At 64.9% G+C, this 13,547-nt stretch carries 15 protein-coding genes; 11 read left to right on the top strand and 4 right to left on the bottom strand.

From position 1 onward, the window contains the following. Positions 1-148: 148 nt before the first annotated feature. The 7 genes from GGD65_RS32680 (at position 149) to GGD65_RS32650 (ending at position 6,512) form a co-directional block, all read left to right on the top strand. Entirely contained in the window at positions 149-1,606 is a 1,458-nt protein-coding gene (locus tag GGD65_RS32680) for a sensor histidine kinase (RefSeq protein WP_183237992.1), read from the top strand. Between the two features lie 166 nt (positions 1,607-1,772). After that, the gene (locus tag GGD65_RS32675; RefSeq protein WP_018322775.1) at positions 1,773-2,594 is read left to right on the top strand and encodes a FadR/GntR family transcriptional regulator; all 822 of its coding nucleotides are present in this window, start codon (positions 1,773-1,775) and stop codon (positions 2,592-2,594) included. Between the two features lie 151 nt (positions 2,595-2,745). Then, positions 2,746-3,567 (top strand): ABC transporter permease, encoded by an 822-nt coding sequence (locus tag GGD65_RS32670; protein ID WP_038947001.1) that lies wholly within the window; start codon positions 2,746-2,748, stop codon positions 3,565-3,567. After that, on the top strand, positions 3,564-4,370 hold the full coding sequence (locus GGD65_RS32665; RefSeq protein ID WP_183237933.1) for an ABC transporter permease: 807 nt from the start codon (positions 3,564-3,566) through the stop codon (positions 4,368-4,370). Before GGD65_RS32670 ends, GGD65_RS32665 begins: the two co-directional genes overlap by 4 nt. Further along, the gene (locus tag GGD65_RS32660; RefSeq protein ID WP_183237932.1) at positions 4,367-5,125 is read left to right on the top strand and encodes an ABC transporter ATP-binding protein; all 759 of its coding nucleotides are present in this window, start codon (positions 4,367-4,369) and stop codon (positions 5,123-5,125) included. The genes GGD65_RS32665 and GGD65_RS32660 overlap by 4 nt, the downstream gene beginning before the upstream one ends. A gap of 81 nt (positions 5,126-5,206) precedes the next feature. Then, on the top strand, positions 5,207-5,452 hold the full coding sequence (locus GGD65_RS32655) for a hypothetical protein (RefSeq protein WP_246783489.1): 246 nt from the start codon (positions 5,207-5,209) through the stop codon (positions 5,450-5,452). 4 nt (positions 5,453-5,456) lie between these two features. After that, positions 5,457-6,512, top strand: a complete 1,056-nt coding sequence (locus GGD65_RS32650) for an ABC transporter substrate-binding protein (RefSeq protein WP_091965682.1) — start codon at positions 5,457-5,459, stop codon at positions 6,510-6,512. Between the two features lie 58 nt (positions 6,513-6,570). Here the strand turns inward: GGD65_RS32650 and GGD65_RS32645 are convergent, their stop codons facing one another. Both GGD65_RS32645 and GGD65_RS32640 read right to left on the bottom strand, forming a co-directional pair. Then, positions 6,571-7,302 (bottom strand): cytochrome c biogenesis CcdA family protein, encoded by a 732-nt coding sequence (locus GGD65_RS32645; RefSeq protein ID WP_183237931.1) that lies wholly within the window; start codon positions 7,300-7,302, stop codon positions 6,571-6,573. A 206-nt stretch (positions 7,303-7,508) separates the two neighbouring features. Beyond that, positions 7,509-7,775 carry a hypothetical protein gene (locus GGD65_RS32640; RefSeq protein ID WP_018322768.1) on the bottom strand — a complete coding sequence of 89 codons (267 nt, stop codon included), beginning with the start codon at positions 7,773-7,775 and terminating at the stop codon, positions 7,509-7,511. 481 nt (positions 7,776-8,256) lie between these two features. Here GGD65_RS32640 and GGD65_RS32635 point away from each other — a divergent pair, with 481 nt between their 5' ends. The 4 genes from GGD65_RS32635 (at position 8,257) to GGD65_RS32620 (ending at position 11,191) form a co-directional block, all read left to right on the top strand. Beyond that, the gene (locus GGD65_RS32635) at positions 8,257-9,306 is read left to right on the top strand and encodes a LysR family transcriptional regulator (RefSeq protein ID WP_183237930.1); all 1,050 of its coding nucleotides are present in this window, start codon (positions 8,257-8,259) and stop codon (positions 9,304-9,306) included. A gap of 29 nt (positions 9,307-9,335) precedes the next feature. Continuing rightward, the gene (locus GGD65_RS32630; protein ID WP_020608151.1) at positions 9,336-9,707 is read left to right on the top strand and encodes a helix-turn-helix domain-containing protein; all 372 of its coding nucleotides are present in this window, start codon (positions 9,336-9,338) and stop codon (positions 9,705-9,707) included. Between the two features lie 271 nt (positions 9,708-9,978). Further along, entirely contained in the window at positions 9,979-10,800 is an 822-nt protein-coding gene (locus GGD65_RS32625; protein ID WP_183237929.1) for an enoyl-CoA hydratase, read from the top strand. A gap of 103 nt (positions 10,801-10,903) precedes the next feature. Next, positions 10,904-11,191: a hypothetical protein gene (locus GGD65_RS32620; protein ID WP_018322764.1), complete on the top strand. Its 288-nt coding sequence runs from the start codon at positions 10,904-10,906 to the stop codon at positions 11,189-11,191. A 66-nt stretch (positions 11,192-11,257) separates the two neighbouring features. Here the strand turns inward: GGD65_RS32620 and GGD65_RS32615 are convergent, their stop codons facing one another. Both GGD65_RS32615 and GGD65_RS32610 read right to left on the bottom strand, forming a co-directional pair. After that, entirely contained in the window at positions 11,258-12,337 is a 1,080-nt protein-coding gene (locus GGD65_RS32615; RefSeq protein ID WP_183237928.1) for an isocitrate/isopropylmalate dehydrogenase family protein, read from the bottom strand. A gap of 134 nt (positions 12,338-12,471) precedes the next feature. Continuing rightward, a complete protein-coding gene (locus tag GGD65_RS32610; RefSeq protein WP_018322762.1) occupies positions 12,472-13,539 on the bottom strand; it encodes an alcohol dehydrogenase in 1,068 nt (355 codons plus the stop codon). Positions 13,540-13,547: the final 8 nt, after the last annotated feature.

Genomic DNA, 13,547 nt, shown 5'->3' with positions numbered 1-13,547 from the left:
CCATCTGCGAAAAACATGGCGCCGCGCAAGTCCCGCACGTATGGTCTGCCCAAAATCATAATCCGGCGCCGCTGCGCCGGAACCGGGACGCCCGCGTTTGTCAAAGCTCACCCTGCCGGTCCGGCTCGCTCTTCTGGTGACGGGAACGATGTTGCCGCTGATCGTCTTTGCGGTTGGCATTGTGCTCTACAATTACAAACAGGATCGAAGCGACGCGACCCGCCGGGTGCTGGAGAACGTGCGTAGCATGCGCCTCGTGCTCGACTCCGAGGTGCAGCGGATGACCGGCGGCTTGCAAGTCCTTGCACTGACGAATTCGCTGCGTAACGACGACTTCCAGAACTTCCGCCGCATCGCGCTCGGCTTCGTCGACCAATATGGCAAGGGCGGGTTGGTGCTGATCTCCGATCGCAAGGGCCGGCTGCTGTTCTCCTCCGCAACGGAAGACACCGCAAGCCTGCCGCCACGCGGCCATCTCGAGATCATCGAAAAGGTCTTTGCGACCAGGTCGCCGCAATATTCCGACCTGTTCACCGGCGCGATCAACGGGCGGCAGGTGCTCACCGTCGAGGTTCCGGTGTTCCGCGACGGCGAGGTGATCTACGACCTCTGCTTCAGCCCGCCGATCAGTATCTTTCAGGAGCTGGTGGAGAAGCAACGGCCCGACCCGCTCTGGACCGTGACTCTGCTCGACACCAAGGGCATCGTGTTTGCGCGCGCGCCGAACCCCAGCGAGACTTTTGGCAAGCGCGCCTCGCCCTCGCTCTATGCCGAGATGTTTCGCCGCAGCGAGGCATCGCTCCCGACGGTGTCACTCGACGGCGTCGCTCTGGCCGCGGCCTACACACGCTCGCGGCTGACGGGCTGGACGATCGCCGCCGGCGTCGACGAAAGCTCGCTGATCGCGCCGCTCTGGCGCAACATCGCGATCACCAGCCTGATCGGCGGCATCCTGCTGCTGACCGGCCTGACCTTCGCGGTCAGGATGGCGACCACGATCGCGCGCGGCGAGATGCTGCACAATCTCCTGATCGATGAGCTCAACCATCGCGTCAAGAACACGCTTGCCTTGATGCAGGCGATCGCCGTGCAGACCTTCCGCAGCGCCAGCCGGGACGAGCGGATGAAATTCGAGGGACGGCTTGGCGCACTGGCCGAAGCGCATAATTTGCTGAGCCAGGAGAAATGGGCGGGCTCCGAGCTGCGGGAGGTGATCGCCCGCGCGCTTCAGCCGTTCCTGATGAACAGTCCCGACCGCATCCGCATGGCCGGACCCGCCGTACCGCTGTCGCCGCGGCTCGCCGTCGTGCTGTCGATGATCGTGCACGAGATCGCCACCAACGCCGCGAAATATGGCGCGCTGTCCAACGAGACCGGCCGGGTGACGCTGGACTGGGAGATCGTCGCCGATGCTCCGAAACCGCGGCTGCGCCTGATCTGGACCGAGATCGGCGGACCGCCGGTGACCGCGCCGGTACAGCGCGGCTTCGGCTCGCGCCTGATCGAGCGCAGCGCACGCGACCAGCTCGGCGGCGAGGCCACCGTCGACTTCCTGCCGCGCGGCGTGGTCTGCACGGTGGTCTGTACGTTGGACGAGGCGCGGTAGCCGCTCCGGGCCCGGGCCATATCGCAGCGCAATACGACGCATCCTGCGACAATTGCGCTCGCCCCACGCAATCATCCGATGTTAAACATCGGATGAATGTGAAGCTGCCGGCGGCAGCCAGGACAAATGAACCGGCCGGGACAGGCCGGCGGGGAGAAACAAACCGGTGGCAAGAGCGCGGCCGAGCCCAGCCGACAAACTGATCAAGCCCGGCCGCATCCGCGCCGTGCTGACGACGCTTGGCCGCGAGATCGCCCAGGATCTCATTCCCGTCGGCACCACCCTGCCGCCGGAGCCGGAACTCGAAGCCCGTTTCGGCGTCGGGCGCGGCGTGGTGCGCGAGGCGATCAAGACGCTCGCCGCAAAGGGCCTCGTCAGCGTGCGGCCGCGCCACGGCACGCAAGTGCTGCCGCGCCACGAATGGAGCCTGCTCGATCGCGACGTGCTGAGCTGGCTCGTCGGCCAGGACGAACCGGATCGCGACCTCCTGCTGGCAATCCAGGAGGTGCGCTCGATCATCGAGCCTGCAGCCGCAGCGCTTGCGGCCGAACGCGCGACCAGGAACGACCGCTGGCGGATCGATACGGCCTTGGCCGCCATGCAGACCGCAAAGGACCAGGCCAGTGCCCTGGCGGCCGACAAGGCCTTTCATCTTGCCATCCTGGATGCGACCCACAACCCGGTACTGCAGGGCTTTCGCAGCGCGATCGACACCATCCTGAGCACCGTCTTCACCGTTGCCGTCGGAAGCCCCGGCGGCTGGTTCAAGGACAATTTGCCGAACCACGTGGCGGCGGCGCGGGCCATCGAGAGCGCCAACCCGGAGAAGGCGCGCGCCGCGATGGAACGCCTGCTCGGCTACACCCGGTTGAAGCTCTCGAACCGGAAGACAGTCATCGCCGCGGCAACTCGGAAAACGGACGGATCGGCCGTGCGCGCGACCAGGACGTCGAGCGTCAAGAGCAGGAGGCAACGTCGTGGACCATGACAGGAAGGGCTCGTCCCACATCCTCGCTCCGCCCGAGGTCGCGGTCGTGGCAACCGACGGGCAACCGCGATCGCGCGAGACACGGCGACGATGTTAGGAATGATCAGCGTGAAATGCCGGCACAGGCATAGCTGAACGTCAGGGAGGTCAAATGCAGGTGACGGGCAGTCTGAAAGGTCGATCGTCGCGATTGATCCGCAGCGTCAATTCGCTGGCGGGCGCTGCGATGTTCGTCGCACCGCTGCTTGCGCTGGTGGCGATCTGGGCGATCGTGGTCCCGCTGTTCAACGTCAATCCGCGCGTGTTTCCCTCGGTCGGTGCGGTCGGCGCGGCCGCCATGGAGTCGATCCGCGACGGCACGCTGTTCGCCCATGTCGGCGCCAGCCTGCTTCGCGTCGGCCTCGGCACGCTGATTGGCATCGCCACCGCCGTACCGCTCGGCATCGCCATGGGCGTGAGCCCGACGGTGGCGGCTTTTCTCACGCCATTATTCCGCTTCTTCTCGGTGCTCGCCGGCATCGCCTGGATCCCGATCGCAACCTTGTGGTTCGGCTACGGCTTCGGCGCGATCGTCTTCGTGATCTTCAACGCCGTGTTCTTCGTCGTCGCCTACAACACCCTGCTCGGCGTCAGGACCATTCCACACACGCTGCGCAATGCTGCCGCCTCGCTCGGCGCCGGCCGCTGGGCGCTACTGACCGAAGTGCTGCTGCCGGGCGCGCTGCCCAACATCGTCACCGGCATCCGCACCGGCCTGGGCTTTGCGTGGCGCGGCCTGATCGCCGCCGAGATGATCGCGACCAATGTCGGGCTCGGCTACATGCTGTTCGTGGCGCGCGACTTCTACCGCACCGAGGTGATCGTGTTCGGCATGATCGTGATCGGCGTGCTCTGGCTACTGATCGACCGTCTGCTGCTGGTCCCGCTGGAACGGGCGACCATCGAACGCTGGGGCTTGGTGAGGCGCGCATGAACCTGCTGCTGCAAATCTGGGGCGGCTACACCCGCCTGACCCGGCGCTGGCCGGGGATCGCCGCCATCATTCCCTTCATCCCGGTGCTCGCGCTGTGGACCGCGGTCAGCGAGGCCGGGGTGTTTCCGCGCGCGTTCTTCCCGGGCCCCGCCGACGTAGTACGCGCGTTCTTCAAGCTCACCTACAAGGGGATCCTGCCCGACTATCTCCAGGACAGCCTGATCCGGCTCGCGACCGGCGCCGCCCTCGGCATGGCGCTCGGCATTCCCTTGGGCATCCTGATCGGCACGAGCCGCTGGGCGCACCGGATCTGCTGGCCGGTGCTGCTGTTCTTCCAGGCGATCGGCGACATCGCCTGGCTGCCGATCCTCTTGATCTGGTTCGGCTTCGGACTGACGACGATGACCTTCGTCATCGTCTACACTGTGCTGTTCCCGGTCGTGCTCAACACCGTGCTCGGGGTCGAATCCGTGCCGCGCGACCTCGCGCGCGCCGCCCTGAGCCTCGGTGCCTCGCGCGCACGGGTGCTCTGGGAGGTGACGCTGCCGGGCGCGCTGCCCAACATCATCACGGGCCTGCGCAACGGCCTCGGTTATGGCTGGCGCGCGCTGATTGCAGTCGAGATGATCGTCGGCACATCGGGCATCGGCTTCATGATGTTCGATGCCCGCCGCGCCGGCTCCACCGTCGAGATTCTGCTTGGCATGATCATTCTCGGATTGCTCTGGTACATCGTGGACGCCTGGGTCCTCGCGCCGCTCGAGCGCGTGACCGGCCAACGCTGGGGATTGGTGACATCATGAAGACGCTTTCGCTGCGCAATCTCGGCAAGACTTATTTCGATCCTTACGCAGGCGCGCATGTCACCGCCGTTCACGACGTCTCGCTGGACGTCGAACCCGGCGAGTTCATCTCGGTGGTCGGCCCGTCCGGCTGCGGCAAGACGACGATCCTCAACATGATCGCCGGCTTCATCCCCTATTCGAAGGGGGACATCCTGCTCGACGGCAAGCCGGTGCACGGGCCCGGCCCCGAGCGTGGCGTCGTGTTCCAGTCGTTCGCGCTGTTTCCCTGGAAGACGGTGCTCGACAATGTCGGCTTCGGCCCGAAGATGCGGGGCGTTCCGAAGGCCGAGCGCGACCGCATCGCGCGCGAATATCTCGCGCTGGCGGGGCTGTCGCATGCGGCGCACCGCTATCCCAACGAGCTCTCCGGCGGCATGCAGCAGCGCGTCGGCGTGGTGCGCGCGCTCGCCAACAATCCCGACGTCCTGCTGATGGACGAACCGTTCGCCAGCGTCGACGCGCAGACGCGCATGACGCTCCAGGAAGAGCTGACCCGGATCTGGCAGGAGCGCAAGCCGACGGTGATCTTCATCACCCATGACGTGCCGGAAGCGGTGTTTCTCGCCAACCGCGTGGTCGTGCTGTCGAAGGGACGCGTGCTCGACGAGATCGCGGTCGACCTGCCGCGTCCCCGCGTCTGGGACGACCTCGTCAAGGACGACCACTTCAAGCAGCTCTCGACGCGCGTGCTTCAGATGGTGCGCGCGGCATGAGCATCGCTTCCGACGCCCTGCGCTCGCCCAGGGGCCGCATCGTGCTCGGCGCGATTGCCGCATGGGCGCTGTCAACTCTGGTTGACGGTCGCCGCGCCGGGAAAGATCTCGCCGGAGCTCACGGGAACCTCGGAAAAAGTGAACGTGCAGATCGAGCTGCCGTTCACGCCGGAGCGCTTCCACGTGCTCGCATTCCAGCAATATGGACGCGTCTCGGGAACGGACGAGCATTCGATCGAACTACGCGGTGTCAAACGAACGGACCTCAACGCCGTCGCCCGCCCCTATTGGGTGACGGCGGTGGGGCCGATAAAAGAGGGAGGCTGAGAATATGAAACGACTCTTGCTGCTCGGAATCGCGCTCTTGGCCGGCATGGTGCCGGCGAGCGCCCAGACCCCGACGAAACTCAAGGCCGGCATGGTCACCGGCATCGACCAGATCGGCCTGCCGATCGCACTCGAGCGCGGCTTCTTCGAGAAGTATGGGCTCGATGTCACGATCGCACGCCCCTACGCGACCGGCGTCGACGCGCTGAACGCATTGCAGGCCGGCGAGAGCGAGATCGTGCAGGTCGGCGTGCCCATGATCGGCGCCGTGCTGCGCGGCATGGACCTTGTCGCACTCGGCAATTACAGCGGCAACGCCACCAAGGCCGGCTCCGACGCCACCATGGCGATCATCGCGCGTGAAGGTTCAGGCATCGTCAAGGGTGACCTGTCGACGCTCAAGGGCAAGAAGATCGCGGCCTCCTTCGGCACGATCAATCACCTCTACATCCTGGCGACGCTGGAGAAGGCCGGGCTGAAGCCGGATGACGTGACGCTGGTCAACACGCCGCCGCCGGACATGACCGTCGCCCTGCTCGCCAAGGGCATCGACGCGTTCTCGGGCTGGGATCCCTGGCCGATCGTTGCAGGCAAGGATGTGCCCGGCGCGGTCGAGATCATCAGGGGCGGCGACGTGATCTCCTATATCGGATTCAACGTCGCGCTTCGCCCCTGGGTGCAGGCCAACGGCGAGACCATCGAGAAATTCCTCGCCGCGGTCTCCGAAGCCGATCAATGGATGCGCAAGAACCCGAAGCAGGCGGCGCAAGTCGCCACGCGCTGGATTCCGGGGCTGAAGCAGGACGTCGCCGAGGCTGCGATGCAGTTCAACATCCAGCAGGCGGACCGCCGGCTGTCGGCGAACAATTACCGCGCGCTGTGGAGCGCCGAGGATCGGCTCTCCCGCCTCGGCATCCTCAAATCGACCTTCGACGTTAATGCGCATATCGAGCCGAAGCACATTCTCAAGGTCATGAAGGATCGTCCCGAACTGTTCGCCGATCTGCCGCCGATCCCGGAGACGGCGGCGATCTCGCCGGGCTACGTGTTCAAACCCTGAGCGGTTGCACACGACGAGGCCGGCGCGATCAGCGCGCCGGCATTTTCCGGATTGCGCCCTACCCGATGGTCTGCAGCGCCGGAAACGTCTCCAGCAGCCAGATGCTCACATTCGAGACCGCGCCGGTGAGAAAGCCGATGCCGGTGATCACCATCAGGACGCCCATGGCGCGCTCGACATTGACGAGATGGCCCTTCATGCGCGCGAACAGCGCGGAGAACTGCTCGATCATCAGCGCAGCGATCAGGAAGGGAATGCCGAGGCCAGCGGAATAGACCGCGAGTAGGCCGGCACCCTTTGTTACCGTTGCCTCAGCGGCGGCGATCGACAGGATCGCAGCGAGGATCGGGCCGATGCAGGGCGTCCAGCCGAAGGCGAAGGCGAGCCCCATGATATAGGCGCCCCACAGGCCGACCGGCTTGGGGATCGGCAGCCGTCCCTCGCGCATCAACAGGCCGATGCGGGTCAGTCCGAGGAAGTGCAGGCCCATGATGATGATGACGATGCCGGCGAGGATCGACAGCTCCGCCGACCAGGCACGGATCAGCCCGCCGATCAGCGAGGCGCTGGCGCCGAGGGCGACGAACACCGTGGAGAAGCCGAGCACGAACAGGAGCGCCGACATCATGATCGCGCGCTTGGAGGCCGAGCCCGGCTCGTCGCTCTCGACATGCTCGATCGTGGCGCCCGTCAGGTAGATCAGATAGGGCGGGACCAGGGGCAGGACGCAGGGCGAGAGGAAGCTGACGAGGCCGGCAATCAGCGCCGCCGGGATCGAAACATTTTGCATGATGCCGTCTGAGCCATCTCAGGCACCGGTGCGGCGCGCCGGGAATGCGCGCGGCCAGGAGCCGAACCGGCTCTGGTGTAACCGATGCCGGAGAATGCGCAACAGAGGCGCACCAAACCGGGGCTCCTCCCGATGCCGCCTGCGATCACAGGTGCGGCATCGGGACGCGCACAAACCTCGCCAAAAAGCGAGATTCGGCGGCGTGGCTACTTCACCACGCGGAGCAGCGGACGCCGGGGCTGGTCCTGCGTCTGCTTGGAAGGGGACGGCGGCTCGCTCGCAGCGCTCCGCAACATTTCGTCGCACAGTGCCTTGAGTTCGGCACTGTCAATTCCTTTGAGTTTCATCCTGACGTCGAGGATGACAATCGACAGCAGCTCGGCCGACTCACGGCTGTCGCACGCGTTGAGAACCCTGCGGCACCCCTCGAGCGTTTCCAGCACCGACTGCAATTGTTCGTCTGAATGCGACACCGGCGTTCTTTCCGTTAATTCGGCCTGCGAGACGTGTTGGTGACGACCCCTTCGGCCCCCATGGAATACGGAGGATAGCACGAGGCCACAGCGCCTCTGAACCTGATTTCAGTGGGTTTCTGCCGCGGAACAGCGGTTCTGGCTAACTTCGCCGCGCTGCGTCGTTGGCCGCGATCGAAGCAGTCCGAGAGCAAACGCCCGGCCCGCTGTGATTGATCCATTGAAGGAGACGGCGCCGGCTTTCGCGCAAGCACGTTCATTACGGACAGCGCCTGCAATCCCGCAGCCATTTCACGGCTCGCAACGGAACTCACGCCACACCCCTCATCCGGGCGATGGTCCGCCCGATTCCCAGCCTTGGCAGCATTCAGATACCACCCACGACGTAGTAAGGATGACGTTCAAAACTCATCATCCCCCAACTCGCAGTAGTTGTGGTTTGCGCCAGATTCTGCCAGTTTAGCCACCCGAAGGAAATTGTATGCACTCCTTGGCGGAAAGGGGCGTTCCTGTGGCGGAACGCCCAAGGACAAATCTCAGCGGCCTCTCTGATTGGGACGCCGCTCGCATATTCCTTGAAGTCGTCCGATGCGGAAGTTTCCGATCGGCGGCTGAGCGCCTGTCGCTGTCGATCAACGCCGTGCGCCGGCGAATCGACGATTTCGAACGCCAGACCGGCACCACACTGTTCACGCGTGACGTCCACGGCACCCATCTGACCGATGAAGGCGCGCTGGTGGTCTCCGCCGTCGAGCGCATGGAGGCCGCCACCTTCGACGTGCTGCGCGCCAGCGATTCGATGGCCAACGCCCTGTCCGGCGAGGTGCGCGTCGCCGTCACCGAGGGGCTCGGCACGTTCTGGCTCGCCCCGCGCCTGGTTGAATTCCAGCAGGCCTATCCGAAGATCCTGGTCGACCTGCATTGCGCGATGCGCTCGGCGGACGTCTCGCGCCACGAGGCCGACGTCGCCATCCATCTGTCGCGTCCCTCCGCGCTCGACATCAAACTGGTGCGGCTCGGCCGCATGCATCTGATGTTCTGGGCCTCCGAGAAATACATCGAGAAGCATGGCGCGCCGCGCACGGCGGCGGAATTGATCAAGCATCGCCTGGTGCTGCAATTCGCCGACCAGCTTGCCGCCAAGGAATCCTTCGAGAGCTTCTTCCCGGGCGTGTCGGAACGTGACCTTCTGGTCATGAAGACCAACGTCTCGAGCGCCAACTACTGGGCGGTCGCGAATGGCGCCGGCATCGGCGTCTTTCCGAGCTACGCCATTGCGCTTGGCGGGAAGTTGATTCCACTGGAGGTCGAGTTGAACCGACCGCTGGATATCTGGTTGTCCTACCATCCCGGTAGCGGCCGTATTCCGCGCGTGCGGCACATGATTGATTGGCTGATCGAAGCTTTCAGTCCGGCTCGCTTCCCGTGGTTTAAGGAAGAGTTCGTGCATCCGCATGAATTCAAGGACTCGTATATGGGCGAACCCCTGACCCAGCTCTTCGGGGGATTTTCAACCGAAGAACAAAGGTGAAAACGAAGATGAAAGCAGCGGCGAAAAGAATGAAGCAGCGCAGCGCTGGCAAGCCGGACATCGAGCTTGGCAAGCGGATTCGTCTGCGGCGCGTCGAGATGAAGATCTCGCAGGCCGAGCTCGGCGAGAAGCTTGGCGTCAGCTTCCAGCAGGTCCAGAAATACGAGAAGGGCGTCAATCGCGTCGGCGCGGCTCGTCTGCAGCAGATCGCTTCTGCCCTCGACGTGCCCGTGACCTTCTTCTACGACGGTGACAACAAGGCGCGCGAAGTCGAGAGCCTGCTGTTCCTCGATTCGGCCTTCAGCCTCCGCTTGCTGCGCGCGTACAGCAAGATCAAGGACCAGACCGTGCAGCGTCAGCTGGTCTCGCTGATGGAATCGATTGCGGCGAACGAGAGCTGAGACCGGTCGACGGTCTGGCCTTTACGGCCGATCTTCAATCCGCCGCGTCGCGGGGACGCGGCCGGATTGAACGATCATATTCCGGCTCGCGCGCTTGCGCGCGGCCTTTGCGGGGCGGCACGACCGCCCCTTTTCTTTGCACGCGCGACACTCGGGACGACGCGCCATGCAATCCCGGTACAGGCGGATGCAGACTCGCCCACCCTGCCCGGTTGACCCCGGAAGCGCCACCGCAGCACATTGCCCCTCGCACATGACGAGCGAGCGCGCGATGTCCGACATATTCAGCACGACCGGTACCCCCTACGCGGACGGCAAGATTTTCCAGCACACCACCGACGGCGTCGGCGTGATCACCTTCAACAATCCCGACAAGCGCAACGCGATGTCGCTGGAGATGTGGGAGGGATTTGGCGAGGCGCTGACCGCCTTGCGCGACGACGAGACGGTGCGCGTCGTGGTCCTGCGCGGAGCCGGCGGTAAGGCCTTCGTCTCCGGCGCCGACATCAGCCAGTTCGAGAAGACCCGGCACAACGCGGCGGCCTCCGAGGAATATGCCAGGCGCAGCGCCGCCCAGCGCGCACTGCTCGCAGACTATCCCAAGCCGACGATTGCCTGCATCGAGGGTTTTTGCCTCGGCGGCGGCATGCAGCTCGCGATGCTCGCCGACATCCGCATCGCCGCGCACGGCAGCCAGTTCGGCATTCCCGCTGCCAAGCTCGGCATCGCCTATGGCTTTGACGGCCTCCGCCACCTGGTGTCGCTGGTCGGCCCGTCCTGGGCGCGGCTCCTGATGTACACGGGCATGCGCATCGATTCCGCCGAAGCGCTGCGCATTGGCCTTATCGAGCGCGTGTTCCCGGTCGACGAGCTCTGGGGCGAGACCATGACGATTGCCGAGACGATCTCGCAGAACGCCCCGCTCGCGATCAAGGCCGCCAAGATCACCATCGCACAGGTGCTGAAGGATGAGAGCCAGCGCGACGTGGACGCGATCAAGGCGATCGGCAACGCCTGCATGGATTCCCGGGATTTTCGCGAGGGCCGGCAGGCCTTCATGGAAAAGCGCAAACCGCAGTTCCAGGGGCGTTGAAGCTGAACCGACGTTCAGGAAGATTAAATTCCTCGTGCAACTCCGCGCGGTTGCAACCAGTTGATCTGACGAAAGTTCTCCCGTCACAACGAGGGAGATCGCGATGACACTGAAATCTGCTGTTCTTGCTCTGGTTGCCATCGGCGGTGTGACGCTCGCGTCGGGCGAGGCGTTCGCAGCCATGCCGAATGGCATCCCGCAGGCGGACAAGATTGCAAGCGGTCCGGCCGCTGACGTCGATCAGGTGCGCTGGGTATGCAACCCCTGGGGCCGCTGCTTCTGGCGTCCGAACTATTACGGCGCCTACGGCTATTACGGCGGCCCGCGACGCTTCTACGGCCCGCGCCCGTGGGGCTGGGGCCATCGCCACCATCATTGGCGCCGCTGGTGAACGACAAAGGGGCCGCGAGGCCCCTTTTTCTTTTGAGATGAACTGGCGCCGCGACTCGGCTGCTTCTCAGAGCGCCCCTAGCACCGCCTTGGTGATATCGGCGGTGCCGTTGTTGCCGCCGAACTCCATCGGCTTGATGCCGCCGGCATAGATCTGATCCACCGCACGCTCGATCGTCTCGCCGGCTTCCGCCGCACTCTCGACGCCGTGCTTGTCGGCGAGCCAGTCCAGCATCATCGCTGCCGACAGGATCATGCCGGTGGGATTGGCCTTGCCCTGCCCCATGATGTCGGGCGCGGTGCCGTGGCAGGGCTGGAACACGGCATATTTGTCGCCGATGTCCGCCGACGGCGCCATGCCGAGGCCGCCGATCAGGCTCGCGGTGATGTCGGAGACGATGTCGCCGAACATGTTCTCCATCACCATCACGTCGAAATCCCAGGGCCGCTTCACCAGCATCGCCGAGCAGGCATCGACATAGAGCCGGTCGGTCTTCACCTCCGGATGCTTCTTCGCGATCTCGTCGAAAATGCCGCGAAAGAACGCGAACGCCTTGAACACGTTCGCCTTGTCGACGCAGGCAAGCGCGCCGGGCTTGCCGCGCGCCTTGCGCCGCTCGGCGAGGCGAAACGAGAAGTCGAACAGGCGCTCGGATGTCCTGCGTGTGATCACCATGGTCTCGCGCGCGTCCTCATGGGTGACGACGCCCTTGCCCATCGAGGCGAACAGGCCTTCGGTCGATTCCCGGATCACGACGAGATCGATGCCGCGCGCATCAGCGCCGACGATCGGGCTCGGCACGCCCGGAATGAGGCGCGCCGGCCGCACGCCGGCATAGAGATCGAAGATGAAGCGCAGCTCGATCTGCGGCGCGATCTCGGTATTGTCGGGGTAGCGCACCGACGGCAGGCCGCAGGCGCCGAGCAGGATCGCATCCGCCTCCTCGCACAGCTTGATGGTCGAGTCAGGCATCGACTTGCCGGTGGCAAGATAATGGTTGGCGCCGCCGGCTGCCTCGGTGAAGCGAAAGCGCAAATCCGATTTCTGCTCGATCTTGCGCAGCACCTCGAGGGCCGGCGCCATGACTTCGGGACCGATGCCGTCACCGGCGAGCACGGCAATGTGGAAGGCGTTGTTTGCGGACATTTAGGGCCTCAAGGAAAGGAGCTAGCCAAGTCGTCATTGCGAGCGAAGCGAAGCAATCCAGAAATCCATCCGCAGAGGCAGTCTGGATTGCTTCGTCGCTTCGCTCCTCGCAATGACGGAGGAGAGAGTGTTCACTACGGCGTCAGCACTGTGCGCCCGACCACCGCGCCCTGCTGCAATTGCACCAGCGCGTCGTTGGCCTTGGCGAGCGGTGCCGTCGTCACCGGGATCGGCGGCACCTTCTTGGTGCGGACGAGATCGAGCAATTCCTGCGTCTCGCGCAGGTTTCCGACATAGCTGCCCTGGATCGTCACTGCCTTGATCGGAATCAGCGGCAGCGCCCAGGTCGCGCCGCCGCCGAACAGGCCAACGATCACGAGCTTGCCGCCCTTGGTCAGGCAGTCGAATCCAAGCTGCGTCGTCGCGGCATTGCCGACGAGGTCGATCACGGCGCGGATCGGCCCGCCCGCCTTCTTGGCAAGCTGCTCCAGCGCATCCGGCGCCTTGGGGTCGACGGTGGCGAGCGCTCCGGCCTTCTCCGCCGCCTCGCGCTTCCTGGCATCGATATCGACCATGATAGCGCCCTTGCCGCCCATCGCCTTCAGCAGCGACAGCGCCATCAGGCCGAGCCCGCCCGCGCCGAACATCACGATCGGGGTGTCGAAATGCTGCTCGACCTTCTTGAGCGCGCTGTAGGTGGTGACGCCCGAGCAGGCATAGGGCGCGGTCGTCGCCGGGTCGAGCCCTTTCAGATTGAGCAGGTAGCGCGGATGCGGCACCAGCATGTGATCGGAATAGCCGCCGTCGCAATAGACGCCGAGCGAGCGCGGCGTCAGGCACATGTTCTCGTCACCGGCCAGGCACGTCGCGCATTTGCCGCAGCCGATCCAGGGATAGACCAGGCCGACTTCGCCGAGCTTGAGGTCGCCCTGGTCGGTCGGTTTCACGTCGGGGCCGAAGGCCAGGATTTCGCCGACCGTCTCGTGACCCATGGTCAGCGGCAGGTTGATGCCGCGGTCCTTCAGCGACAGCGGCTTGCGGCCGTGGCCGAGATCGTAGCCGCCCTCCCAGATGTGGAGGTCGCTGTGGCAGACGCCGGCGGCCTTTACCTTGATCAGCACCTGCGTGCCCGACGGCTGCGGCGTCGCCTCGTCGAACTCCTGCAGCGGCGCCTTGAAATCGGCAACCTTGAAACTCTTCATCGGCGTCC

It is taken from the genome of Bradyrhizobium sp. CIR18 (assembly GCF_014198295.1).
GTDB lineage: Bacteria > Pseudomonadota > Alphaproteobacteria > Rhizobiales > Xanthobacteraceae > Bradyrhizobium.
Note: the sequence above shows the minus strand (reverse complement) of the source record. Positions and strands in the feature narration are given on the sequence as shown.

Excerpts from the sequence above, each read along its gene's own strand:
- GGD65_RS32680 (WP_183237992.1), top strand. The coding sequence starts at position 149 with ATGTTGCCGCTGATCGTCTTTGCGGTTGGCATTGTGCTCTACAATTAC.
- GGD65_RS32670 (WP_038947001.1), top strand. The coding sequence starts at position 2,746 with ATGCAGGTGACGGGCAGTCTGAAAGGTCGATCGTCGCGATTGATCCGC.
- GGD65_RS32665 (WP_183237933.1), top strand. The coding sequence starts at position 3,564 with ATGAACCTGCTGCTGCAAATCTGGGGCGGCTACACCCGCCTGACCCGG.
- GGD65_RS32660 (WP_183237932.1), top strand. The coding sequence starts at position 4,367 with ATGAAGACGCTTTCGCTGCGCAATCTCGGCAAGACTTATTTCGATCCT.
- GGD65_RS32650 (WP_091965682.1), top strand. The coding sequence starts at position 5,457 with ATGAAACGACTCTTGCTGCTCGGAATCGCGCTCTTGGCCGGCATGGTG.
- GGD65_RS32645 (WP_183237931.1), bottom strand. The coding sequence starts at position 7,302 with ATGCAAAATGTTTCGATCCCGGCGGCGCTGATTGCCGGCCTCGTCAGC.
- GGD65_RS32635 (WP_183237930.1), top strand. The coding sequence starts at position 8,257 with ATGCACTCCTTGGCGGAAAGGGGCGTTCCTGTGGCGGAACGCCCAAGG.
- GGD65_RS32630 (WP_020608151.1), top strand. The coding sequence starts at position 9,336 with ATGAAGCAGCGCAGCGCTGGCAAGCCGGACATCGAGCTTGGCAAGCGG.
- GGD65_RS32625 (WP_183237929.1), top strand. The coding sequence starts at position 9,979 with ATGTCCGACATATTCAGCACGACCGGTACCCCCTACGCGGACGGCAAG.
- GGD65_RS32620 (WP_018322764.1), top strand. The coding sequence starts at position 10,904 with ATGACACTGAAATCTGCTGTTCTTGCTCTGGTTGCCATCGGCGGTGTG.
- GGD65_RS32615 (WP_183237928.1), bottom strand. The coding sequence starts at position 12,337 with ATGTCCGCAAACAACGCCTTCCACATTGCCGTGCTCGCCGGTGACGGC.
- GGD65_RS32610 (WP_018322762.1), bottom strand. The coding sequence starts at position 13,539 with ATGAAGAGTTTCAAGGTTGCCGATTTCAAGGCGCCGCTGCAGGAGTTC.